Annotated in this window: 26 protein-coding genes; 6 read left to right on the top strand and 20 right to left on the bottom strand. The window is 42.9% G+C overall.

The window, feature by feature from the left end:
• Nucleotides 1–8: 8 nt before the first annotated feature.
• The 8 genes from QT716_RS08930 to acpS all read right to left on the bottom strand — a co-directional run bounded on the left by QT716_RS08930 (nt 9) and on the right by acpS (nt 5222).
• Entirely contained in the window at nt 9–410 is a 402-nt protein-coding gene (locus QT716_RS08930; RefSeq protein ID WP_317935704.1) for an anti-sigma regulatory factor, read from the bottom strand.
• A gap of 2 nt (nt 411–412) precedes the next feature.
• Nucleotides 413–775, bottom strand: coding sequence for an STAS domain-containing protein (locus QT716_RS08925; RefSeq protein WP_317935703.1), 363 nt, complete (start codon nt 773–775; stop codon nt 413–415).
• Nucleotides 776–1603 carry an STAS domain-containing protein gene (locus QT716_RS08920; protein ID WP_317935702.1) on the bottom strand — a complete coding sequence of 276 codons (828 nt, stop codon included), beginning with the start codon at nt 1601–1603 and terminating at the stop codon, nt 776–778. It lies immediately after the preceding gene.
• 141 nt (nt 1604–1744) lie between these two features.
• The gene (locus QT716_RS08915) at nt 1745–2095 is read right to left on the bottom strand and encodes a type II toxin-antitoxin system PemK/MazF family toxin (protein WP_317935701.1); all 351 of its coding nucleotides are present in this window, start codon (nt 2093–2095) and stop codon (nt 1745–1747) included.
• Nucleotides 2096–2099: 4 nt separating this feature from the next.
• Nucleotides 2100–2378 carry a transcriptional regulator gene (locus QT716_RS08910; RefSeq protein ID WP_317935700.1) on the bottom strand — a complete coding sequence of 93 codons (279 nt, stop codon included), beginning with the start codon at nt 2376–2378 and terminating at the stop codon, nt 2100–2102.
• Between the two features lie 157 nt (nt 2379–2535).
• Nucleotides 2536–3660 (bottom strand): alanine racemase, encoded by a 1125-nt coding sequence (gene alr / locus QT716_RS08905; protein WP_317935699.1) that lies wholly within the window; start codon nt 3658–3660, stop codon nt 2536–2538.
• A 113-nt stretch (nt 3661–3773) separates the two neighbouring features.
• Nucleotides 3774–4784, bottom strand: a complete 1011-nt coding sequence (locus tag QT716_RS08900; protein ID WP_317935698.1) for a LolA family protein — start codon at nt 4782–4784, stop codon at nt 3774–3776.
• 81 nt (nt 4785–4865) lie between these two features.
• Complete coding sequence (acpS, locus tag QT716_RS08895; protein WP_317935697.1) at nt 4866–5222, bottom strand: holo-ACP synthase; 357 nt, start codon at nt 5220–5222, stop codon at nt 4866–4868.
• Nucleotides 5223–5288: 66 nt separating this feature from the next.
• On the opposite strand from acpS, the gene QT716_RS08890 reads away from it, so the two are divergent.
• A complete protein-coding gene (locus QT716_RS08890) occupies nt 5289–5912 on the top strand; it encodes a rhomboid family intramembrane serine protease (protein WP_317935696.1) in 624 nt (207 codons plus the stop codon).
• 340 nt (nt 5913–6252) lie between these two features.
• Here QT716_RS08890 and QT716_RS08885 read toward each other — a convergent pair whose 3' ends face one another.
• The 6 genes from QT716_RS08885 to QT716_RS08860 form a co-directional block, all read right to left on the bottom strand.
• On the bottom strand, nt 6253–7782 hold the full coding sequence (locus QT716_RS08885) for a PH domain-containing protein (protein ID WP_317935695.1): 1530 nt from the start codon (nt 7780–7782) through the stop codon (nt 6253–6255).
• Nucleotides 7775–8254, bottom strand: a complete 480-nt coding sequence (locus tag QT716_RS08880; RefSeq protein WP_317935694.1) for a PH domain-containing protein — start codon at nt 8252–8254, stop codon at nt 7775–7777. Before QT716_RS08880 ends, QT716_RS08885 begins: the two co-directional genes overlap by 8 nt.
• Nucleotides 8255–8380: 126 nt before the next feature.
• Nucleotides 8381–9916 carry a DEAD/DEAH box helicase gene (locus QT716_RS08875; RefSeq protein ID WP_317935693.1) on the bottom strand — a complete coding sequence of 512 codons (1536 nt, stop codon included), beginning with the start codon at nt 9914–9916 and terminating at the stop codon, nt 8381–8383.
• 297 nt (nt 9917–10213) lie between these two features.
• On the bottom strand, nt 10214–10969 hold the full coding sequence (locus tag QT716_RS08870) for an alpha/beta hydrolase (RefSeq protein ID WP_317935692.1): 756 nt from the start codon (nt 10967–10969) through the stop codon (nt 10214–10216).
• Between the two features lie 3 nt (nt 10970–10972).
• Nucleotides 10973–12352 carry a UDP-N-acetylmuramoyl-tripeptide--D-alanyl-D-alanine ligase gene (locus QT716_RS08865; RefSeq protein ID WP_317935691.1) on the bottom strand — a complete coding sequence of 460 codons (1380 nt, stop codon included), beginning with the start codon at nt 12350–12352 and terminating at the stop codon, nt 10973–10975.
• Between the two features lie 12 nt (nt 12353–12364).
• The gene (locus QT716_RS08860; RefSeq protein WP_317935690.1) at nt 12365–13432 is read right to left on the bottom strand and encodes a D-alanine--D-alanine ligase; all 1068 of its coding nucleotides are present in this window, start codon (nt 13430–13432) and stop codon (nt 12365–12367) included.
• A gap of 220 nt (nt 13433–13652) precedes the next feature.
• Between QT716_RS08860 and QT716_RS08855 the strand changes: the two genes are divergently transcribed.
• Together QT716_RS08855 and QT716_RS08850 are read left to right on the top strand one after the other, a co-directional pair.
• Nucleotides 13653–14828, top strand: coding sequence for an FtsW/RodA/SpoVE family cell cycle protein (locus tag QT716_RS08855; protein ID WP_398292970.1), 1176 nt, complete (start codon nt 13653–13655; stop codon nt 14826–14828).
• Between the two features lie 96 nt (nt 14829–14924).
• Nucleotides 14925–16106, top strand: a complete 1182-nt coding sequence (locus QT716_RS08850) for an FtsW/RodA/SpoVE family cell cycle protein (protein WP_317935688.1) — start codon at nt 14925–14927, stop codon at nt 16104–16106.
• A 44-nt stretch (nt 16107–16150) separates the two neighbouring features.
• Here QT716_RS08850 and QT716_RS08845 read toward each other — a convergent pair whose 3' ends face one another.
• Entirely contained in the window at nt 16151–16291 is a 141-nt protein-coding gene (locus QT716_RS08845) for an Lmo0850 family protein (RefSeq protein ID WP_172643597.1), read from the bottom strand.
• A 305-nt stretch (nt 16292–16596) separates the two neighbouring features.
• On the opposite strand from QT716_RS08845, the gene cls reads away from it, so the two are divergent.
• Entirely contained in the window at nt 16597–18048 is a 1452-nt protein-coding gene (gene cls / locus QT716_RS08840) for a cardiolipin synthase (RefSeq protein ID WP_317935687.1), read from the top strand.
• 78 nt (nt 18049–18126) lie between these two features.
• Here cls and QT716_RS08835 read toward each other — a convergent pair whose 3' ends face one another.
• Nucleotides 18127–19011, bottom strand: coding sequence for a M15 family metallopeptidase (locus QT716_RS08835; RefSeq protein WP_317935686.1), 885 nt, complete (start codon nt 19009–19011; stop codon nt 18127–18129).
• 174 nt (nt 19012–19185) lie between these two features.
• On the opposite strand from QT716_RS08835, the gene QT716_RS08830 reads away from it, so the two are divergent.
• The gene (locus QT716_RS08830; protein ID WP_317935685.1) at nt 19186–20349 is read left to right on the top strand and encodes a 3-phenylpropionate MFS transporter; all 1164 of its coding nucleotides are present in this window, start codon (nt 19186–19188) and stop codon (nt 20347–20349) included.
• Between the two features lie 43 nt (nt 20350–20392).
• Here QT716_RS08830 and QT716_RS08825 read toward each other — a convergent pair whose 3' ends face one another.
• The 3 genes from QT716_RS08825 to QT716_RS08815 all read right to left on the bottom strand — a co-directional run bounded on the left by QT716_RS08825 (nt 20393) and on the right by QT716_RS08815 (nt 22272).
• On the bottom strand, nt 20393–20641 hold the full coding sequence (locus tag QT716_RS08825) for a hypothetical protein (protein WP_317935684.1): 249 nt from the start codon (nt 20639–20641) through the stop codon (nt 20393–20395).
• Nucleotides 20642–20729: 88 nt separating this feature from the next.
• Entirely contained in the window at nt 20730–21584 is an 855-nt protein-coding gene (yidC, locus tag QT716_RS08820) for a membrane protein insertase YidC (RefSeq protein ID WP_317935683.1), read from the bottom strand.
• Nucleotides 21585–21888: 304 nt separating this feature from the next.
• Entirely contained in the window at nt 21889–22272 is a 384-nt protein-coding gene (locus QT716_RS08815; RefSeq protein ID WP_317935682.1) for a hypothetical protein, read from the bottom strand.
• 186 nt (nt 22273–22458) lie between these two features.
• On the opposite strand from QT716_RS08815, the gene QT716_RS08810 reads away from it, so the two are divergent.
• Nucleotides 22459–22956, top strand: coding sequence for a GNAT family N-acetyltransferase (locus QT716_RS08810; RefSeq protein WP_317935681.1), 498 nt, complete (start codon nt 22459–22461; stop codon nt 22954–22956).
• Between the two features lie 51 nt (nt 22957–23007).
• Here the strand turns inward: QT716_RS08810 and QT716_RS08805 are convergent, their stop codons facing one another.
• The gene (locus QT716_RS08805) at nt 23008–23484 is read right to left on the bottom strand and encodes a DUF4064 domain-containing protein (RefSeq protein ID WP_317935680.1); all 477 of its coding nucleotides are present in this window, start codon (nt 23482–23484) and stop codon (nt 23008–23010) included.
• Nucleotides 23485–23507: the final 23 nt, after the last annotated feature.

The following is a 23507-nucleotide window of genomic DNA, read 5'->3' as shown; positions in this document are numbered from 1 at the left end:
TACTCTCCTTATCGTAACCACTTTGTAGCGGTTATTGTTGTACCCTTCCCCACTTCAGACTCCACTTTAAAATCATCCATTAGTCTTTTCACGCCCGGCATCCCTGCACCAAGTCCACCCGATGTTGAGAAGCCATCTTCCATAACTCGGCGTAAATCCGGAATTCCTGGACCTTCGTCTGAAGCGATGATGGTCATTCCTTTCATCCCATCCGTTTCAAGTCGTTCTATTTCAATCTTACCTTTACCTGCATATAAGTAAATATTACGCGCGAGCTCGCTGATTGCAGTCGTAATGCGCGCTTGGTCCACTGTTCCGAACCCGGAATTTTTCGCTTCATTTCGACCAAGCTGTCGCGCAGCAACAATATCCCATTCCGTGAAAATCTCTACAGAAGACCGATTGTTCATATTCAGGCCTCCAATTCTGTGCGAAGCTTCGTAAGTCCGTTTTCAAGATCCAGGGCTGTCATAACGTTTTCCAGGCGGATGCCGAGTTCAATTAATGTAATTGCAACGGCAGGCTGAATTCCCGTAATGACCACTTTCGCTCCCATTAGACTTGACATACTGATTACGTCGCCGAGCACTTTCGCTATGAAAGAGTCGATAAAATCGATTGAGGTTAAGTCGATCACGACACCTCTGGCTGTAGTTTCATGCATTTTATTCAATAAATCCTCTTGAAATTGAATTGCCGTCTGATCATCCAGTTCCCATTGGATCGAAACAATCAGTACTTCATCTAGTTTTAAAATTGGTATACGCACATTCATTTACTCCACCTCCACTATTTGTCGGTTTGTCAGACTTAGTGCTTCTTGCATGCCTCTGCGAAGCGTACTTGTTGTCGTGAAATCGCTAAGGTTAATACCTAATGCAACAATTGTTTGTGCAATTTCAGGACGAATGCCCACCAGCATACACTTAGCACCTACGAGCCGAACTGCGTCTGCAGCTTGAATGATATGATGTGCGACCATTGTATCGACAACCGGAACACCGGTGATGTCCAGAATAACAACATCGGCGCGCTGCTGAACCACGCCTTCAAGTAAATTTTCCATAATTAACTTTGCACGTTCCGTGTCAATTGTGCCGACTAAAGGCATAATCGATACCTTGTCCACGACAGGAATAAGAGATGCCGAGAGTTCTTGCAGCGCAACTTTTTGCAGTGCATCAGTTTGCTCCCATTTAATTGCATAGGCTTCAATAATACTTTCGCGCAGGGGATTGATCCACGCAGTGAAAACGCCCATGAAAATTCTTAGGTTTTGTTCCGTAATAATTTCCTTGTCTTCTAACAACTCAAATACAACGGAAGCGAAATTATCAATCGCTTTATTCACAAATTTAATGGACCAGCCGAAGCGTACGACTTTCTCCGTAAAATCATCTAAACGTTCGTTGTTCAAGACTGTATCGCCTTCATTTATATTAGAAGTCATCAGCATTGTAAATTCCCGGCTTGTCTTTTCAACTAAATGTTGAGGCATGAAGTGAAAGAAGCGTTCGCCTTTCTCTTCTTTCATAAGATCTATCCATTTTTCAATAATGGTGTCCATGTGTTCGTTAACTACTTCTCTCATTTTGCTGTTCATATTTATACCTCTTCCTCCCTATGGTGAAGCCACGTCTACACTTTGTACTCTAGTATAACGGATTTTTAGTCATTGAGCATCTTTTCTGTACAAAAAATCCATTCCGCCTGAAGACAGAATGGATTTTTTTGCTATGTATGACTATAAGTTCGTGAGACCAAAACTGACTTCGAGTGCTTCGTCTACTTTTTGCATCACATGATTATCTAAATGGGTTATCTTGTCTGTCAGCCTAGACTTGTCGAGTGTGCGGATTTGTTCGAGCAGGATTACAGAATCCCGCTCAAATCCGTGACGCGCCGCATCAATTTCGACATGCGTCGGCAACTTTGCTTTTTGTATTTGTGCAGTAATTGCAGCCACAATCACTGTCGGGCTAAACCGGTTCCCAATGTCATTTTGAATGACAAGAACCGGTCTTGTGCCACCCTGTTCGGATCCTACAACAGGCGACAAATCCGCAAAAAAGACGTCTCCGCGTTTAATTGCCAACTTCTCATCCTCCGCTTACGAGTCGTTCCACCGTATGCTGGGCTTCGAATTCCGCATGCAGACATTCAGCAGCAATTCCAAGATTAATTTGGGACATTTCCACATATCCGCGCATCATCTCTTCTCTGATTGTATTCAACTCACAATCAGTCTTATACCGCGTAGCCGAGTAATATACGAAATCTCCCTGCTGCTCCTGATGGACGATCGTCTGTTCATTTTGTTTCAGCATTTTATTGGGGATTTCCATAAATAGTTCTTTGTTGTTTTGGTTAGCATCCAACTCAAGCACCTCCGACAAAAACCCGTTCCTCATTTCTATACATGTTTATCTTACCATTGGAGTTCGACAATGAAAAGACAAATAAGGAAATATAGCGACAAGTTGTGCTAGTTTAGATGGGTAGTTTGTCGAAAGTGCGAGAATTAGAGGGTGCCAACTAGTCCCCAAAATACTGTCTTTGTACACGTCTAGCAATCGTTACGGCGATTTCATAAGGAATTGTGCCGAGGCGAGTTGCCCATTCTTCCATTGTAATTTCTTCTGTTCCTTGTTTCCCCAGTATAACAACCGGTTCGCCTTCAGAAACATGCTCAGGCAACCGGATCATACACTGATCCATACAAATCGTTCCAACTATAGGGACCCTTTGACCGCGGACTAGAACTTCCTGATTTCTTAACCCCCGCTTCAAACCATCTGCGTAACCAATAGGCAGTGTAGCAATCCACTCCCCAGGCTGCGCTTCATACGTGCCTCCATAGCTAATCGGCTCAATCGCGTTTACCTGCTTCACATAAGCGATTTCAGTTTCCAAGCGCAGCGCCCGCTTTAGTCGAAAAGGCTGTTCTGCTTTCACAACGTCAGAAGGGGATATCCCATACATCCCGATACCAAACCTGACCGCATCCAGAGCAAATTCCGGAAATCTTAGTGCTGCTGCGCTGTTTGCAGCATGAACAAGTTTTGGACGTTGAGGAAAGCAGGCAACCAGTTGAGTGAACGCTTCAAATTGTTTGTGTGTTCTTTTACTATCCTTCTCATCTGCAGTTGCAAAGTGTGTAAATGTACCTTCTATTTTTATAGCAGAAGTTCCTTCAAGAATTTTCAATAATTCTTTTAATTCTTGTTCACTTCTGATACCTATCCTACCCATTCCCGTATCAATTTTTACATGTACAGTTAAAATTCCCTTAAAATCTTTCAATTCTTCCACGGCATCCCGCGCCCATTGAACTCCTGTAACTGTCACAGCAATATTTTGCTTACTGGCTTCTGACAAAAATGTAATAGGCGACGGCCCCATTACAAGGATTGGGTGCGAGAAACCTTTCGTCCGCAATTCCAATGCTTCATCAGGAGTTGCAACCGCAGCCATTATGGCGCCAGCTTCTATTGCAGCTTGTGCACTTTGCATTGCACCGTGTCCGTATCCATCCGCTTTTACCACTGCGATCATATCCGTGTTATTTGATAACTGTTTACGCAAATTACGGACATTTTCCTTAATCGCCGACAAACTGATTACTGCACGTGTTGGACGATAGTCAAATGTACTTGCCATACTCGATCACCTCTTCAGGATAAGTACTCTCATTATCATCCTGAAGAGTGTCATGCGTCAATTTAGAAAAAGAGGTCACCCTAGTATTCGGTGACCTCTAAGTCTTGGGCGATTTACTTCACAACATCGGACTGCATAGAGCCTGCGACTTGGATAAGTTCACCTTTACTGAGTGATTCTGAGGCTACGTAAAATGCTACGCCGTCTTGTTCCCAACGAATCGTCTGACCAGAAAGTGCAGCTACCGTAAATCCTAAGTCAACTGGGTCCCCATCAATCGAAACAGCCACCTGGTTCTCTACTGCCTTAGCAGGTTCTTGAACAACGACGAACTCTTTTCCAGCTCCGCCATATGTTAAGAAGAGTCGAGTCGTACCGTCTTCAGCCGCAACAGGCTCTTCACTTAGCAGTGTCACACCTTCAAACGTTGCTGTTGGATAGAATGTTTCCAGGTCCGCTTTCTTATCTTTTGGATTTTCAGGTTTTTTCTCATGATCCATGTTTTCCATCTCAACTTTGTAATCGTCCGCTTTACGTTTAACGCCCAGTGAAATCTTTTTAAAGTTCACCCGTATCTTTTCTTCTTTATTTTCATCCAGCAAAGATACGTGTGTCGGAAGTAATGTCTTTTTGTCGATATGAATCTGCTGTGTCGGCAAAACTGCCTTCTGATTATTGCGTGTCGCCGTTTCAAATACATACGTCTTATCTTTTTCAGTCATCGTTGACTTTTTGTCTGCTTTAATATCATCAGACAATGTGCTGATCAAATACGCTTGGCTGTTTTGAGCCGGCCAATCACTTTGGAATTTGTATGTTTTTCCAAGTGAAGGTGTTACCACAAAAACCCCTTCTTCATTACGCACGATCATTTGGGACTCATCTTTCCCTTTTTGAGAAACATCAACTTTGTAGAAATCTGGTTTCGTATGCCACACCGTGACATCATAAAGACGCGGTTCTTCACCAGTTTTAATTTCCATTGTTGCTTGAAGGTCATAACCTGTGGAATCATTCCATTTCCCACTCAACTTTTTGACAACGTCTTCTTTTGATGGTGCACCACAAGCTGTCAGCAACATAAGAACCGCACCCAACAACACTAATCCAATTTTGCTTCGCATCTCGGTCATCCTCTCCTATTTCAATCGGGTAGGTCATCTTATGAGGAGGGACAGTCATTTATGCGAAGCTCTTCAGCATTGTTACATTTTTTGAAGAATTACTTGTGCAGCTGCGACTGTTCTAGTGTGTGTAATGGAAACAAATCCTTCTACAAGCTCGTCTTTAAAAGAAAGGATTGGTGCACCTTTAGAGTTTGGCAAAACTGAAATATCCTGAAAGCTGCACTGCGGCCCAATCCCGGTCCCGAGCGCTTTCGCAAACGCTTCTTTAGCTGCGAATCTCCCAGCTAAAAATTCAGTCTGGCGATGCCCTGACAGGGTTTGATAGTGACGCTGTTCAGCATCTGTTAAAATTCTCTTGTGAAATTTTTCTGATTTCTGATTGAGGTCCGTAATACGATCCAGTTCAGTGATATCTAAACCTATTCCTGTAATCATACAGTCACCTTCTTTCCATATGGGGTTGAAAGATTGTATACTAATAACAAAGATCGGGGGAGAGTCATGTTTATCCGTACTGAAAGTTTTTCTCAATATATTCGGCAATATCCGGTTGTCACAACATTGATCACCATAAACGTTGTCATCTTTTTGCTGACATTGCTGCCCGTTATCGGAGATCGCGTTTTTGTTGCCGGACTTGGTGCCAATTATCTTATTGAACAGGGAGAATACTGGCGTTTAGTCACACCCATGTTTTTACATGCCGGTTTCATGCACTTGTTATTTAATATGTTTTCACTATTCATTTTTGGTCCGGAGTTAGAAAAAGTATCTGGAAAAGCGAGATTCCTAACTGTCTACTTCTTATCCGGTATTTTCGGATGTATCGCTACTTTCTTCGTGTACGATTCTAACTTTACACACGTTGGAGCGAGCGGCGCGATCTTTGGGATTTTTGGTGCATTTGGTGCTCTTGTCTATTACACGAAGCGGATGCTGCCTCAGCTGCGTCAAATCATCTTACCGATTATCGGTCTTGGTGTCGTGATGACATTCATTGGTCCCAACATAAATGCAGCTGCACACATCGCGGGCTTAATTGTAGGATTCCTAATTGGGTTAAGCTTCTTTCATCCAAAACGAATTATCAGCTGGCGTAAGCCAAAAGCGGTTCCTAAAAGATAAAGACTGCCAGAAAGTCAGAGTTCCTGACTTTCTGACAGTCTTTTTTGCATGATGTTGAGTTTATTTGGATTTATGAACACTATTTTCGGAAATTTATGAGCGCTTTTGTGGATTTATGAGCGCTTTCTTACGTTTATGAGCACTTCCCTGAGTTTATGAGCGCCTTCCCAGATTTATGAGCACTTCCCCGTGTTTATGAGCGCTTTCCCAAGTTTATGAGCACTTTCCCGGGTTTATGAGCACTTCCCCATGTTTATGAGCGCTTCTCACGAGTTTATGAGCGCTTTCCCAGGTTTATGAGCACTTCCCTCGAGTTTATGAGCACTTCTCAAAAGAATAATCATTTTTCCAAGTCAACAAATCCCTCTTCATGTCCATTTCCACTAACTTCATGCGAAGGTTCGTACCATGCCAGCAGGCGTTCTGCTTCTTTAAGATCCATTTGCCGCAGCGTGACGTCATGCGTACCCATCCCTGATTTCACATTCAGATGAATGGACGCCACTTCTTTGCGACTTTGAAAAATCGTTTGGCGTATGTTGGCGGATTGAATTCGTTTCCGCATCGTATAAGAAGTTTGAAGACTAATTCCGCGAGAACGAATCGTTACCTGGTTCCCCACTATGCGATACGCAGCAGAACGGTGTTGCCACATTCCCAGTCCCATCACAGCCGGCACAAGTAAAAGTGAAAATAATCCATACGGGTAGAAATACCAACCCACAACCGCGATAATCGGAATCATCCATAGAAAGTCAATACGATAGTAAAACTTACGGCCGCGTTTAGGCAGTTTCTCCTCAGGTTCTCTTAAATCTAAACCCGGAAAGATTTCATGCAAAGGGGCATATAAAGACTTTTTCTTCACCAAAGGAAACAATTGGATTGTCGAACCTTCACCTGAAGCCCCTGCGCTATGTACAAGTAAACGTCCGTAGCCGAACAGTTGACGTAATGGATTTTCTATAAAACTGACGCTTTGAATTCGACTCAGCGGCACTGTCGTACGTTTCTTTTCAAGCAGTCCGCGTGTAATAATCATCTCTTCGTCAGAAACGCGTACAGTAAATCCGTAGTAAGAGAAAAACGTCATTGCTACGGATAGAAGCCATGCAATAAATAGCCCCAGTAGTATCAGCAGGACAACTACAAATACGCCAAATTTTATGAGTCCAGCAAGCTCATCACTTACTTTATCAAGCGGCAGCAGCTCTCCAAACTGAGTGAGGAAGATTGCGACTCCGGAGAAAATAACACCAATCCCTCCTGAAGTCGTCGCAAGTAAAATGAGCTCTTTTGGAGACAACGAAAACACACGCTTCGCTTCCGGCTCTTCCGAAGACAGCTCTTCTTCAGCGTGCTCCATGCCCTCTTCAAATTCTGATTCGGCTTCTTGTGACTTCCGCTTTTTCCCTTCAGCAATTCTCTTTTTAATGATATCAGCGTCTTCACGGGTGACAGCAGTTAACTCCGCCTCTGCTTCGCCTCCTGAAGAAGCCGCCGTTTCGATTTGAACCTTCACTAAACCGAAGGGACGATGAAAAATACCTTCCGTATAGTTCAAACTTTGGATTCGTTCAAAAGGGATATACCGCTTTTTACGAACAAATAAACCGGATTCAATACGTAACTCACCGTCTTCGAACCAATAGGAGAACCTTCTCCACTTGATAAGACCACTTGATAACAAGTAAATGACTAGCACTCCTCCGAAAACCAAAGACCAATTATCCAAGAACCAATTGCCTGACGTGTTGTTTCTGCTTCCAGTGAAGAGAACTACCGCCAATGGTAATATCGCTTCCTTCAATGCTTTCAATGTTTCTACTAGAACAGTTACCCAATGTAATTTGTAACGCGGCTCAGACATCGTCTTCCGCCACCTTTGCAAGCGCAGAAATCCGGTTCCGCAGCTCATCTGCTTCTTCTGCTTCAAGAGCAGGAATTGAATGGACTGTTGCAGCGGATGAAATCGAAATCGCTGACAAGCCATATTTTTTCAGAATGGGTCCTTGCGCGGTATCTACGTGCTGAACACGGACCATTGGAACTAAAGTACGGGTAACAATGAAAATCCCATGCTGTAATTCAATTTCAGATTCCCGAACTTCATATCGCCACCTGGACCATCTGATTTTAGGAAACAGATAAATAAATAGCCATCCATAAAGCAATACGACCGCACCAGCTATTATGTATATATACCAAGGCCATTCAAAGAAAAAAGTCAGTACGCCCGCGGCAATAGCAAGTAACAGGACAGCCCCTGTTTGCATCCAGCCATATAACCGCCATACCGTTAGTCCTTTTTCTGACAACCGATTTACAGGTTCACTTCTCAAGTCGATTCCTCCCTTACTTCTTATTAGTGTATACGATTTCAGCCTCCATATGTTTCATTTTGAACAAACAAAAAGCTCGAGAAGAGTACATTTGAATGTACTTCTCTCGAGCTAAGCTGTATCCGATTAACGCTCAGAGCGTCCGCCGCGTGAACGATCACGGTTTCCGCCTTCACGACTTCCGCCACTGCGGCCGTCGCGGTTTCCACCACTGCGTCCGTCTCGGCTGCTGCCGCCACGACGATTTCCACCGCCGCTAAATCCACGACCGCCGCCATGTGAACGATTACCGCCACTGCGATTACCTTTATACCCGCCACGGCCGCCTCCGCCACCACGTGATGGCAATGGACGTTCTTCTGTAATTTGTACAGGAGTAGCATCAGGCTCGTTTGTTAAGTGTTTCAAAGCAGCTGCAACTAGATCCGTCGCATCATACTTTCCAAGTAAATCTGTAGCGAATTGAACATAATCATTCAACTCATTCTTTTGAACTGCTTCAGCAAGTGTCTCGACAGCAACTTTTTGCTGACCAAGAAGCGCTTCGTCAGACGTTGGTGGCTGAAGTGGGTTCATGCGTTTTTTCGTTGTTTCTTCAACAATACGAAGGTAACCCATTTCACGTGGTGTTACAAACGTAATTGCCATACCGCTCTTACCAGCACGACCTGTACGACCGATACGGTGAACGTAACTTTCAGGATCCTGTGGAATATCGAAGTTATAAACGTGAGTTACCCCAGAAATGTCAAGTCCACGAGCTGCAACGTCTGTTGCAACTAAAATGTCAACTTTACCTTCTTTAAACTGGCGCAATACCGACATACGCTTCGCTTGAGTTAAATCACCGTGAATTCCTTCTGCAATGTATCCGCGAATGTTAAGAGCATGTGAAAGCTCGTCAACGCGACGCTTTGTACGACCGAATACAATCGCAAGTTCCGGCTGCTGAACGTTTAGCAAACGAGAAAGAATATCAAACTTTTCGCGTTCTTGTGATTTCACGAAGAACTGCTCAATATTTTCAACAGTCATTTCTTTAGACTTGATTTTAACCATCTCAGGGTTTTTCATGAACGTTTCCGCGATTTTACGGATTGGTCCAGGCATAGTTGCTGAGAATAGCAATGTTTGGCGCTCAGCTGGGACATTCTCAAGAATTGAGTTGATGTCTTCGATGAAGCCCATGTTCAACATTTCGTCTGCTTCGTCCAAAACGAGTGTTTGAACACCGTCAAGCTTCAATGTTTTACGCTTAATGTGGTCAAGAATACGACCTGGCGTACCTACTACGATTTGTGGATTGTTGCGCAATGCACGGATTTGGCGTGAAATTTCTTGTCCGCCAAATACAGAAAGAATTCGTGCGCGTTTCCCATATCCGATTTTATAAATTTCTTCAGAAACCTGAATCGCAAGCTCGCGAGTTGGTGCAATGACAAGTGCCTGTACTGCAGGATTGCTAGTATCGATTTTTTCGATCATCGGAATACCGAATGCTGCTGTTTTTCCTGTTCCAGTCTGTGCCTGGCCGATTACATCCTTGCCTTCCATGCCGAATGTAACTGTGCCTTCCTGAATTGGAGTAGCCTCTTCAAAGCCCATTCTCTTTAGAGAGTCTTGTGTAGATTTACTGATATTTAGTTCTGAAAAATTCGTCAAACTTCTCAATCTCCTTTGTGTTTTCCATTTGACAATTGGTTACATTTGCAAATGAAAGCGCGGCAAATCGGAGCCTTATGCTTCTGGGTATGTTTCCGAACGTATACAAATCTAATGCAGGATATGACGTTCTGCTTCCCACAATTTAGATCTAGCGGATGAAAGGAAAGCCCGGTCTTTGCCGAGCGGTTCGATGATGGTCAGGCGTTTCTTCGCACTGCCGTCAAACCGTTTTATTCAAAAAAAAGCACTCTTCAAAAAAGGAAGAGTTCTGCGTAAATGTATCCAATGCTCAAATCATTCTACCACAACGCCTGCGTTATCGCAACCAATATACTCGCTGTCAAAAAGAACGTGTTTGTCCGTTATCTGCATGAAGGAAAGAACCTTTTCAAACCATTGAGCACAATCATCACTGTAACAAATGTGGTGTTTTCCTTTGTCCGAAAAGATGAGAGTTTTCTCAAGCGAACCTAAAGACTCATAAAGTAATTGCGCACTGGAAAACGGTACGATTCCATCCTGCTTGCCTTGGACAATACATACCGGCACTGTAATCATTCCATAATACGGTTGCACTTGACGCACGATGCGTGTGAACTGAAAAGCAGATCGAATAGGTGTATTCGCCAGTTTATATCGATACAGATGATAAAAAGTATTTGGAGGGAAGTTTCGAATAATCGGCTCCGCAAGCAACACCGCGGCATCCGCCAGCAACAAACGCGGCGATATATACTTTGCAGCAGCACTAAGCAAAACGAGCTTTTCAATAGGATAGCGAAGTGCGAGGTACATTGCGATTAGCCCACCCATTGAAAATCCTACAACCATTATTCGATCTGTGCGTTTTTTCAATCGTTTATAGGCGATCTCCGCTTCCATCAGCCATGCTTCTGCAGTGATTTTAGTTAACCGGCCACCTGGTTCGTGTCCTGGCAGCACCGGCACATCGATCATCCAGTCCGTCTGTTCTTTTACATACCGGATGAAAGGGCGAACTTCAAACGATCCACCTGTAAATCCATGCAGAATAAGCACGCCTGTTTTCACGAATTACCCCTCCGTTTCCAAAATACCTTTTAAAACATTTTCAAGCGCCATTCCACGCGACCCTTTTAGCAGCACAATGGAACGTTCATCGATTGAGTTGCGCAAAGCTGAAACAATCGGGGTATAATCGTTCTCTGTCCAGATCAGTTCGACTTTTGCATCACGAGAACGCAATTCTTCATACAGCCATTTCATTCTTGGTCCAAACAACGCAATTCCCTTCAAACCTAGAGTACCCAGCTGGTCAGCCACTGATTCATGGAAATAGCGTTCGTCTTCGCCAAGTTCTAACATATCTCCTAGAACGACCCACTTGTCAGTCCGTAATTTCGTTTGTCCGATGAACGATAAGGCTGCGCGCATTGAAGTCGGTGCTGCATTGTACGCATCATTAATCACGAGTGCACCGCTTTTCACCGTCACAGGCTGCATACGCATCGGCGTTAGCTTTGCATTCAGCAATGCATTTCGGATTGCTTCATCCGTCATCCCGAGTTTTCTTGCAACCAGCATTGCAGCCAATGCGTTTTTCACTTGGTGCTCTCCGAAAACAGGAATGACAAAGTTCCCATTAATTTGACCAAATACAGTGAATTGACTTCCTTGTTCCGTAACTTGAATGTCTTTCGCTGTTAAATCCAATTCTTCCCCGTAACCGAACGACTTCGCGTCAAGTTCTGAGTGCTTACTTACAGCAGAAGTTAACAGCGGCTCATCGCCATCATAGTAGAAGGTCCCGTTTGACGGGAGTCCCTCGATGATTTCGAACTTCGCCTTTGCAATCCCCTCTCGACTTCCGAGGTCCTGCATATGGGCTTCGCCAATATTCGTGATGATGGCGATATCTGGTTTTGCTAATTTAGAAAGGAATGAAATTTCACCGAAACCGCTCATCCCCATTTCGAGAACAGCTACTTCGGTCTCTTCTTCAAGCGACAAAATCGTTAATGGCATGCCGAGTTCGTTGTTAAAATTACCTTCTGTTTTTCTTACAGCGAACTGAGCGCCAAGTACACTTGCAAGTAAATCTTTCGTCGATGTCTTTCCATTAGATCCAGTGACACCAATTACGGTACAAGTCAATTGCTCACGGTACGATCGCGCAAGCTGCTGAAGCGCAAGTTCAGCATCCTCAACAAAAATCAGAGGAATATCCGCTGGCGGATTTGGTTCATCTATAAGCCACAACGAAGCAGCTGCGCCTTTTTCCACTGCTGATTGGACATATACATGCCCGTTTGCATGTTCTCCTCTAAACGGAATGAACAAATCTCCTTCAGTAATACTGCGTGAGTCGATTGTTGCACCCGTTACCGTAATTCCATCTAATAGCTGGCCTGAAGCACCCAGCCATCCGGCCAATTCAGTTAGTTGTCGTTTCATTACTCATCCCACTCAATCCATTGTGTATTGTATCTGTTGTTTTTCAGTATGGCGCGCGACTGCCAACTCGATTAGACGATCAATCAATTCAGGATAGCTGACACCTGTATGCTGCCAAAGGAGCGGAAACATACTAGTCGGTGTAAATCCTGGTAATGTGTTCACTTCATTAATGAGAACTTCGTTTGCGTCTGTCACAAAGAAGTCTGCGCGCACAAGCCCTGCGCAATCGAGAACTTTATAAGCGCGGCATGCCATGTTTTTCATAAGATCTGAAACTTCTTCAGGAACTTCTGCTGGAATGACCAGCTCCGTGTTCCCATCTTGGTATTTCGCTTCGTAGTCGTAGAACGCAGCGACTGGCTTAATCTCCCCTGGAACGGAGCATGCAGGTGTGTCATTTCCAAGTACACCCATTTCAACTTCACGTGCTGTTACTCCTTGTTCAATAATAATCTTCCGGTCAAACTTCAATGCAAACGTAATCGCTTGCTCCAGCGTATCCCTTGTATCTGCTTTACTGATTCCCACGCTTGAACCGAGATTAGCCGGCTTTACGAATACCGGATATTCCAACACAGTTTCTGCCTCATCCAACAACCGCTCGTTATCCATCTCCCATTCGGAACGGACAAAATGCACGTAGGGTACTTGTGCAAGACCTGCTTGTGCAAACAATTGCTTCATAACGACCTTATCCATTCCCGCAGAAGATGCGAGGACGCCGTTTCCAGCGTAAGGAATATTCATTACTTCAAACAGACCTTGAACAGTTCCGTCTTCTCCATTCGTTCCGTGAAGTAAAGGGACAATTACGTCTGGCTTACTTTCGAGCTGCAAGAACTGTGCGATACTATCCGGTGCGTCCGTTCCATTCCCTTCAAAACGCAATTCTTCAATAGTTGCTGCTGGTGACGTAAGCGGACTTCCTGTACGCCACTCTCCAATTGGTGTTATGTAAATCGGCATCACTTCGTACGCGTCGAAGTTAACCGCCTGCGTGACCGCACGCGCTGTTGACAAGGAAACTTCGTGTTCCGCAGACTTCCCTCCGTAGACCAACCCTAGCTTTTTCTTCATAGAGATCCCCTCGTTCCGTTAGTTTTCGTCTCACTAGTTTACCATGAACCACGGCTGATGCTAGAAAAAACCTTTTCCTTCATCTACTAATATAGAAAACATTATTTTGTTGCGAGAAACTTTTAATTCCAAGATTGCGTCTTATGAATCACATGAATCTTTTCGCTATCTGCGATATACTTTAGCAATCATTCCCATAGGAAGGAGTATTGCTTTGAAGATTTCAAACAAGTGGACAGATCGTTTCGACTGGACGCTTGCCTTTTACTTATTATTATTCTTCATTGTCAGTTTAACTGCAATTGCTTCTGCACAATATTCAGGACCTCACAATACGAACTTCGCTCTTTTACAAGTTCGCTGGTATGTGCTGGGCGCATTCATCATATTCGTCATGATTCAATTTGAACCACAGCAATACAAGCAACTCGCGTGGCCGTTGTACGGTTTCGGAGTTTTCTTATTGCTATTTCTTATGTTAGCGCCCGGTGGACAAGACCAAATCGCCGAAGTGCGTCTTGGTGCGAAGCGTTGGCTTCACTTACCCGTGATTGGTACAATACAGCCTTCTGAGTTCATTAAAACTTTTTACATACTCGGTCTTGCAAGGTTAGTCAGTTTGCATAACGAAAAGTATCCTGTAAAATCGTTAAAAACTGATTTGACGCTGCTTGCAAAAGTTGCTGTTATGCTGCTTGTGCCACTAGTATTCATCATGAAGCAGCCCGATTTAGGGACATCTCTCGTCTTCATCGCCATTACGGCGGCCGTTGTCATTATTTCAGGAATCTCATGGAAGCTTCTTGCGCCGATCATGGCGGTTGGAGCAACTGTTGGAGCGACACTTCTTTGGATGGCGATTTACGCGCAAGACTTTTTGCAAAAACTCGGATTTGACCCTTATCAGTTTAAGCGGGTGTATTCATGGCTCGATCCATATTCTTATCCTGGCGAGGAAGGGTACAATCTTATACAGGCCATGACGGCGATTGGTTCAGGAGAGTTCACGGGAAAAGGCTTCCGCGAAAGCGTGGTCGCTATTCCAGAAAACCATACCGATTTCATCATAAGTGTCATTGGGGAAGAATGGGGATTCATTGGGTCGAGTTTGCTAATTACGTTATTTTTTGTGTTTATGTACCACTTAACCAAAATCGCATTAAGTCTTAAAGACATGTTTAGTATTTATGTAACAGCTGGTGTTATTGCGATGTTATCGTTTCATGTGCTGGAGAATATCGGAATGAACATTCAATTGCTGCCAATTACGGGAATCCCGCTCCCCTTCGTCAGTTATGGAGGCAGTTCGTTATTCAGTAATATGTTTGCGATTGGACTCATCTTCAGTATACGATTCCATCAGCAAAGTTTCTTATTTGAAACGGATGATGTATAAGAAAAAAACAGGAAATTTTCCTCTTGCTAAATAAGACCCCTTTACCTATATAATTAAAGGCTGTAACTCATATGAAACGACAAAGGTGACTTTATTATGAAAATAGAACAAAAAGCAGCAGATAGATTTGACTGGCCACTCGCTTTTCTCTTACTGCTATTCGGAGCAATTAGTTTAATTGCGATTTCTTCCGCACAAACAACAGGCCAATACAACACTAACTTCATTCCCTCACAAATCCAATGGTATGTGGTTGGTTCCATTATCATTGCAATCACGATGTATTTTGAACCTGAACAATATAAGAAAGCAGCGTGGGTCATTTATGGCGGCGGACTGTCTTTACTAATTATACTTTTCATCTTGCCGGAAAGCCTGGCTATTGTCGCTCCACGAAATGGAGCGCAAAGCTGGTTTCACTTACCTGGTATCGGCAGTATACAACCTGCTGAATTCATGAAGACATTCTTCATCATCGGATTGGCGCGGGTCATTACGAAACACCATGAAAAGTTTAGCGAAAAAACGATTCAAACCGATTTTATGCTTCTGTTGAAAATCGGGGCTGTCTTGATAGTTCCTCTATTCTTCATTATGACGCAGCCTGACCTTGGAACAGCACTTGTTTTTCTCGCAATTACTGCCGCACTCGCTGTCGTATCGGGGATTACATGGAAAATCTTGCTTCCAATTTTCGTTGGCTCTGTGTCCTTGGGCGGAACGATGCTTATTATGGCATTATATGCACAGGATTTCTTGTCGACACTCGGATTCAAGCCTTATCAATTCCAAAGAATTTACTCGTGGCTCGACCCTTACTCCTATTCTTCAAACGAAGGATTGCACCTGATTACTTCTTTAAATGCAATCGGTTCGGGTGAAATGTTCGGCAAAGGGTTTAAAGATCGCGAAGTCTACGTACCTGAAAGTCACACGGATTTCATCTTCAGCGTAATTGGTGAGGAATGGGGATTCGTCGGGGCAAGTCTTGTCATCTGTTTGTACTTTTTCCTCATTTACCATTTGACGAAAATTGCATTGGAGCTTAAAGATCCTTTCAGTACTTATATTGCTGCTGGTATCATCGCAATGATTACATTCCACGTTTTTGAAAACATCGGAATGACGATTCAATTACTGCCCATTACAGGAATCCCACTCCCATTCATCAGTTACGGAGGAAGTTCTCTAATGGGGAATATGCTCGCAATCGGGCTGATTTTCAGTATGAAATTCCACCATAGGACGTTTATGTTTAAATCTGATGAAGAAGATTAAAAAACACGCGCTGACAGAAATAATTCTGTCAGCGCGTGTTTTAATTATGGTTGGATTTGCGGGTCTTGCTGAGCTGGCGGTGTTAACGCCTTCAGCATATCTAGACGCGATTTTGTCATTGTAGCGGAAACACCTAACTTCGCTAAGTTTGTGATGATCTTCTTCAAATCGATTTCTTTCGCCATCTGGTTCCACCTCAACCTTTCTATAGTGCAGGACGCACAAATTGGATGCAAGGTTCTAATTTGTAATTCATTGTTTTTTCTTTCGATATCTTTATCATACCACAATTGTCAAGTTTTTAACCTTACATTTATATTACAACGACAGTTTTTTAAAATCGGTTTTCAAAACCTCATCTCTTTGACATACCCCATGCCCTCTTTCAGTCTTTTTAATGGAATCCTGCACTAATTTTACAATTCAAAGACAATCGTCCCTGTTCATGTATACTATAGGAATATGACATAGTTCAGAAAGGCGGTTTACAATGGCTGGAGTTATCGGCTTCCTCACAATTGCAGTACTGATTCTTAACATACTGCTGGCAGGAGTTCTTATATTTTTAGAACGGCGGGATGCGGCGTCAACATGGGCTTGGCTGCTCGTACTCTTTTTCATCCCACTTTTCGGTTTCATCATCTACCTATTACTTGGAAGACAATTACGAAAGAAGCATTTATTTCGCTGGTCTGGACGCGATCGTATCGGTATTGAAACTTTAATCGATTACCAAATGGAAGCTATCGAGGATGAAACATTTGAATTCCAATTGGATGATACGGCTCATTATCACGATATGATTTATTTACATTTACGCAATAATCATGCAGTACTTACTCAAGATAATGACGTAGAAATCTTTAATGACGGCGTTGCCAAGTTTGAGTCCTTACTCCGCGACTTAGAAAATGCAAAAGATCATATTCATTTTCAATATTACATTATGAGGCTCGACAAACTTGGCAGTGAAATCATGGAGATTCTCGTAAAAAAAGCCAAACAAGGCGTCCAAGTCCGGGTGTTATTCGATGATATCGGATCTCGTGGATTGCACGTCAAACACTTAAAAGAACTCACGGATAATGGCGGCGAAGTGGCAGCGTTCTTTCCTGCATTACTGCCGCTCATTAACCCCCGTTTGAATTATCGCAATCACAGAAAGATTGTTGTTGTCGACGGGCGTATCGGATACGTTGGCGGGTTCAACGTTGGCGATGAATACCTTGGAAGAAGTAAAAAGTTCGGCTATTGGCGTGACACACACTTGCGCATTGAAGGAAGTGCTGTACACCCGTTACAAACCCGTTTCCTTCTAGATTGGAATCAGGCATTAGCCTCGAGTGAAATTCAATATAACGATCGTTACTTTCCTGTTATTCCACGAAAAGGCTCTGTCGGGATGCAAATCGTTTCTAGCGGACCGGATGCTGAATGGGAACAAATTAAAGATGGCTACTTAAAAATGATTTTTATTGCAAAAGAGTACATTTACATTCAGACACCATATTTCATACCCGATGTGAGTTTCTTAGACGCACTTCGGATCGCATGTTTGTCTGGAGTAGATGTCCGAATCATGATTCCGAATAAGCCGGACCATATGTTTGTCTACTGGGCCACTTATTCGAATATCGGGCTTTTGTTAAAAGCGGGCGCTCGTGTCTACATTTACGAAAATGGGTTTATCCATGCCAAACAAATTGTTGTAGACGACGAATTGTCTACTGTTGGAACAGCCAATATCGATGAGCGGAGTTTCCGTCTCAATTTTGAGATCAATGCTTTCATCTATGACCGTGAGAAATCCCGAGATCTGGCAGAGCTGTTTGAGCAAGATATTCAATTGTCAACTGAACTCACCTATGACATGTACTTGAATCGGACTCGTCTGATCAAAGTGAAGGAATCCATTTCAAGACTGCTATCTCCTATACTTTAAGTTCAACCAAAAACAGGACACCCCAACTGGGATGTCCTGTTTTCTATATTGAACACGGGGTGATTAGGGCCCCTCTCCTTATTCCAACCCTAAGTACTCTTCTAAGGTTATGTTTTTCTTGAAGATTTCATCCGATATCGACTTACCAACAAATCGGAAATGCCACGCTTCGTGCATGTACCCTGTAATCTCCTCTTTGTTTTCAGGGTAGCGCAAGATGAAGCCGTAGCGATGCGCATTTGCAAGCAGCCATTTGCCGGCTTCTGTTTCGCCGAACGAAGAGGATGCCCAATGCTTTTCATGATTTTGTTCTCCAATATCAAATGCAAGTCCTGTTTGGTGTTCTGAATAACCCGGCCGTGCGCTGTAACGATCCGCCGCCTCTTTTCCGTCTCGATCTGCATACCGGTTGTAAAGGGTAACCTGATAGTCGTAAGAACGATACGTGCTGAAAGCAGTTAAGTTAAAACCTGACAGCGCAGCTTCCGCGGCCATTTCATCAAATGCGGCACGGGCTTCTTTACTTTCACCTGGAGCAAAACTTTCTGGAAGAGGATGCTTTTTATTCGCAACTAAAATGTTGTTTACGTAGGTAGGTTCTTTCGGCAATTTCTGTCCCTCCACATAGCCTCCGTCAAACACGCCCTCGCTCGTCTCTTCTGAAGGTAGTTCGGAAGAATCCGGCGTTTCTTCTGAAGGTTTGTCAGTACTATCGATATCTGCATCTGGCGATGGTTCTGTCTCTGGTTCAGGCTCGCCCTCAGAAGCTTGGTTTTCTTCCGACTTCGTTTGCAATAAATCACCTAACCCCACTTGGATCAAAGTTTTTTCAACGCTCCAGTCGTTTGTAGAGACCCAGATCACTAAACCAATCATGACGGCTGCGATAAGTAGTAAAACTGCGGTAATCCCTTTTGACTTATTCTTTTTTGGTCTGTAGCGATCTTGTCTTCGTTTCTTCAAACTAATGCCTTCTTTCTTATTGTTTCCGACAATCTATTTTATATTTCTAATATGTTACAAGTTCATTACAACAATCCATTTCATAGTCTACCATCATTTTGACTTCAGGACTACTATGCCTTTTATAAAACTGTGTGCTATGATTACTTTTTCAAAGTGATTTTTAAATGAAGGATGATTCTATTGGGCAATCAGCGATGGCTATCTGCTAGTTTTTTTGTTTTCTTTTTTACATGGGGTATATTTCTACCTTATTGGACGGGCTGGTTAACCATTGAAAAAGGTCTGGCTGTTTCAACAGCTAGTGTCATTATGGGAATCGGAATGGCGGCGAGAGCACTTTCCACTTTTTTAGTCTTTCCGATTCTCACTCAAAAGTCCTCCTTGCGGCTGGTCATTCAATGGCTGTCTATCTTGTCGCTTATACTTGCAGTTTTGTATTTGCCGGCATCACCCCTATGGGTACTTGCAGTGATTACCATTATTTTCAGTGCAGTCTATCCGATGGTTTTGCCCGCTGTTGAAAGCGGTGCAACGGTGCTAATGCAAACGGAGCGCATCCACTACGGAAAGAGCCGCTCATTTGGTTCCATCGGCTATACAGCAGCACTGCTTTTAGTAGGAGCCGCAACCTCCATTTGGAGCGAACAGGCAATCTTATATCTAATGATTGCAGGATTAACTGCCACTGTCTTATTTTTCATGAGAAGCGCACCTGTTGCGTTAACTACGCAACCGGAACCGTCTTCAATGGACAGATCACAAACTAAGTTAAGGACGTTATTCCAGACAAAAGGTTTTTTAGTTGTTACGGTCCTTGCTGTTCTTTTACAAGGCGCACACGCAGCGTACTATAGTTTTGGGTTTATATATCTTGATGATTTAGGGGTGTCCGGACTATGGATTGGGGTTATTTTAAACGTAGCTGTGTTATTTGAAATTTTGTTTTTCCGCATTTCCGATCAACTACTTGCGAACGTAAAAATTTCAACGATGTTTTTAATTGCTGCATTAGGTTCCACAACACGATGGATTGTTGTCTTTCTCTTTCCAATCACCGCGGTTTTTGTGGTGACACAAGTGCTGCATGCAGTTTCGTTTGGGATAGCTCATTACGCGTTCATCCAATTCATATCGACTCGTCTTCCGAAACAACAGATTGCTTCAGCACAGGGGATGTATGCTGCGTTTGCGATGAGTTTGAGCACAGCGATCTTAACGATCCCCGCGGGCTATCTTTACGACATTACGCCAGGTTTCGCATTCTTAGGAATGGCCGTCTGTACGATTCCTGCAATTTTCATCGTCTTAATCACCCGAAAAAAGCTTGCCTATTAAAAAAGGAAACGATTCCGCATGTTAGCGGCGCCGTTTCCTTTTTTCATCCTAACATTTTTAAAAACAAAACGACTGCAAGTGCAATCGCAAACAGTACAGACAACCCTTGCATCCAACGCGCTTCACGAATCATGCCTTGGCTGCGGAATTGCTTAGCCCTTGCGCTATTTGTCAAAGCAAACAGCGCAATCATGCCAATCAACGCATTTGCAAAATCCAGCTTAACGATGAAATAGAGTGAAAATGCGCCTGCTGCAACTATTCCGATTCCATAAATCCATTTGCTGTTCATTTGCACATTCCTCCACTCCAGAACCAACTTGTGCCCTTTAGTTAAAAAGAAGCCAGAGAAAAATCTCCGGCTGCTCGACTTTTATTGATTACTTGCCTTTTTTCTTACCTTTTTGCTGTTTTTCATCTTCAGGATCAACGATTTCTACATCGACATGTCCATCAGCCTCTACAGCAAGTTCAGCTGCTGTATGTTTGTAATAGAATTTGCGTCCTAGGTACGTTTGGAAAATCATGAACAAACCACCTACTGCCCAGTACAACGGAAGTGCAGCTGCCACTCGGTACGAGATGAACATAATCATAATCGGTGAAATGTAAACAAATAATTTCATTTGAGCTTTTTGCTGTTCTGGCATCGTCCAAAGTGAAACTCGGGCTTGAACGAAATATACCGCACCTGCAATTAGCATCATGATGATATCGGGTTTACCTAGCTCAAACCATAAGAACTGATGACTCTTGACAACATCATCCGCATACAAAATTGCAAAGTACAGACCCATGATAATCGGCATTTGAATAACTAATGGCAGACAGCCCATATTTAGCGGATTTACATTATGCTTAGAGTAAAGCCCCATCATTTCTTGCTGCAATTTCATTTGTTCTTCTTTGTTGCCTGCCTCTTTAGCAGTCTTCATTTGTTTCTGGATCGTCTCCATCTCAGGTTTCAACGCATCCATTTTCACTTTCATTTCTTGCTGTGATTTGTAATTTTTCAACATTAGCGGCATTAAGATTAAACGAATTCCCATCGTAATAACGATGATTGCAAGTCCATAACTCCCGCCAAACGCTTCTCCCAAAGTGTGGAGCAACCACTCCATCGGCTTAACAAACAGTCCATAGAAGGTTCCTGTTTTTTCTTGTACACTTGTACAACCACTTAGCAAAACGGCGGCTGTTGCCAACATCGTTATAAATCCAATTCTTTTTTTCACGAAATCCACCTTCACTATTTTCAAACTATTAGTATTCTAAGCGTTTTAAAGAAAAGCGTAGAACAACCAAAGAGATTTTTATTTTTTAAAACACTCGTTGTCTCTTCAGAAAGTATACCTCAATCGCATTCATAAATACAAACAAACATATTGTGAAAACTCTTTAACTTTTCGAATCATGACAAAAAACTTGCAATATGTGGAAAGAAACACACACTGCAAGTTTTATAAGAAATTGTTATACTGCTCGTTTGTTTAAAAATAAAAAATTTTTCCACTTGTAAAAGTAGATTCTTTCTTTAGCCTATTTCTTTTCAGACTTATCTGAATCTGATTTTGCTTCCTTAGAATCAAGCTTTTCCGTAATTTCTTTATCCTCTTTTTTGTGATAAAGACCGTCTTCTTTTGACTCTTTACTTTTATCTTCTACTTCTTGGTTGTAATAGTGAACACTAGTTTGGGCACCTTCACTTACCATTCCATTGTCCTGGAAGTCATATGGATCCGACATACCTCGTTTTGTCTGGTCCGAGTAGTCCGCTTTTTTCGACTGTACGAATGAGTCTACTTTGGTTACTAAGTTATTTACCGCAACTTGTGCCTTGTCACGGTTTTCTTTTTTACTGAAATACGCATAAGCCCCAGCTGCAAGTGTCGCTAATAGAATTCCATTACCTTTTTTAGCCATGACGATCAAACCTCCATTTTTTACTAACATAATCATTTAAGTAAGTGTTCATGTTATTAAGTATACCCCACTTCCTCCCAGCCAAACGCAGATAACATTTCATTTTCATGACAACTCTTGCTTTCGCTAGTTTTCCCATAGGGCTTTTGTTATGATGATAAAAAGAACTAACGAGGTGAAAGCGCAATGATTCGAGAGATGATTGAGGAAGATATTGCTGCCGTTCAACACATTGCCCGTGCCACGTGGAAAGATACGTATACTGAAATTTTACCTGAATCCGTTCAACAAAAGTTCCTAGACAGTGCTTATTCTGCCCCGATGCTCTTAAAACGAATGGAGAAAACCGAAGTTCTAATTGCTGAAGACGACAACAAGCCTGTCGGATTTTTTAATATGACCCGTATCGATGAAGACGGGGACGCAGAATTGACAGCACTCTACATTCTCCCCGAGTATCAGCGCAAAGGGTTAGGATCTGAACTTTTTGCAGGTGCCTTATCTTTACTAGAAGGAGCAATGCAACTTTTCGTTTATGTTGATGATTTAAATGATCCTGCCAAAGCATTTTATGAAAAGTTAGGCTTTCACTTGCTAGAAGTGTTCGATGAAGACTTTGAAGGTGTCGCTGTTGAAACCGCTCAATATGTCTACAGAATGCCACAGCCAGCCATTTGCATCTAAATTAAAACGTCTCCCAATAGAAATCCGGGAGACGTTTTTTAATTTCTTTTCTTATAGCGGTCGCATTCCATCGTCATAAGGCGGTGCATCCGTAATTACGGGTTCATCCGGGTAAGCAGTTGGCTTTTTCACTAAACATAAGATCCCTGCAATATAGAGCAAAATCGATGTGAGTGATAGAATCCCACCTGTGAGACCCGCTAAAATAAACATAATTCCCGCAAGCTTCGGATTTTTATTGTTCCAGATTTTCACTAGCCCAATAATCGTTAAAATTAAGCTAATGACTAAGAATATCACTCCGAGCCACATGAACCCTCCAACTGCATCCAAAAAGTCGAAAATCATATCCATATCTGCTTGCGTCACCGCAGGATCAGAGTTCATGCCCATTTCGAATTCTGCACGCATTTCAGGATTTGTACTCATTAAATTCACTAGGACAGCACCGAATATCGCAGCTGCGATTCCTATAACTGTAAAAACCAAGCTGATAATTCCTAGGACTCTTTCTGCCGTTCGATTCAATGTACATCGCCTCACTTTTTCTA

It is taken from the genome of Sporosarcina aquimarina, from assembly GCF_033253705.1.
In the GTDB taxonomy this organism is placed as follows: domain Bacteria; phylum Bacillota; class Bacilli; order Bacillales_A; family Planococcaceae; genus Sporosarcina; species Sporosarcina aquimarina.
This window is presented reverse-complemented; position numbering and strand designations above follow the sequence as displayed.

What these genes read in the sequence shown, in the direction of transcription:
- cls (WP_317935687.1), top strand. Translation starts at nt 16,597, where the DNA reads ATGGCTGGAGTTATCGGCTTCCTCACAATTGCAGTACTGATTCTTAAC.
- QT716_RS08930 (WP_317935704.1), bottom strand. Translation starts at nt 410, where the DNA reads ATGAACAATCGGTCTTCTGTAGAGATTTTCACGGAATGGGATATTGTT.
- QT716_RS08920 (WP_317935702.1), bottom strand. Translation starts at nt 1,603, where the DNA reads ATGAACAGCAAAATGAGAGAAGTAGTTAACGAACACATGGACACCATT.
- QT716_RS08925 (WP_317935703.1), bottom strand. Translation starts at nt 775, where the DNA reads ATGAATGTGCGTATACCAATTTTAAAACTAGATGAAGTACTGATTGTT.
- QT716_RS08860 (WP_317935690.1), bottom strand. Translation starts at nt 13,432, where the DNA reads ATGAAGAAAAAGCTAGGGTTGGTCTACGGAGGGAAGTCTGCGGAACAC.
- QT716_RS08845 (WP_172643597.1), bottom strand. Translation starts at nt 16,291, where the DNA reads ATGGCGAAAGAAATCGATTTGAAGAAGATCATCACAAACTTAGCGAAG.
- QT716_RS08900 (WP_317935698.1), bottom strand. Translation starts at nt 4,784, where the DNA reads ATGCGAAGCAAAATTGGATTAGTGTTGTTGGGTGCGGTTCTTATGTTG.
- QT716_RS08850 (WP_317935688.1), top strand. Translation starts at nt 14,925, where the DNA reads ATGAAAATAGAACAAAAAGCAGCAGATAGATTTGACTGGCCACTCGCT.
- QT716_RS08830 (WP_317935685.1), top strand. Translation starts at nt 19,186, where the DNA reads ATGATTCTATTGGGCAATCAGCGATGGCTATCTGCTAGTTTTTTTGTT.
- acpS (WP_317935697.1), bottom strand. Translation starts at nt 5,222, where the DNA reads ATGATTACAGGAATAGGTTTAGATATCACTGAACTGGATCGTATTACG.
- QT716_RS08810 (WP_317935681.1), top strand. Translation starts at nt 22,459, where the DNA reads ATGATTCGAGAGATGATTGAGGAAGATATTGCTGCCGTTCAACACATT.
- QT716_RS08825 (WP_317935684.1), bottom strand. Translation starts at nt 20,641, where the DNA reads ATGAACAGCAAATGGATTTATGGAATCGGAATAGTTGCAGCAGGCGCA.
- QT716_RS08890 (WP_317935696.1), top strand. Translation starts at nt 5,289, where the DNA reads ATGTTTATCCGTACTGAAAGTTTTTCTCAATATATTCGGCAATATCCG.
- alr (WP_317935699.1), bottom strand. Translation starts at nt 3,660, where the DNA reads ATGGCAAGTACATTTGACTATCGTCCAACACGTGCAGTAATCAGTTTG.
- QT716_RS08885 (WP_317935695.1), bottom strand. Translation starts at nt 7,782, where the DNA reads ATGTCTGAGCCGCGTTACAAATTACATTGGGTAACTGTTCTAGTAGAA.
- QT716_RS08815 (WP_317935682.1), bottom strand. Translation starts at nt 22,272, where the DNA reads ATGGCTAAAAAAGGTAATGGAATTCTATTAGCGACACTTGCAGCTGGG.
- QT716_RS08865 (WP_317935691.1), bottom strand. Translation starts at nt 12,352, where the DNA reads ATGAAACGACAACTAACTGAATTGGCCGGATGGCTGGGTGCTTCAGGC.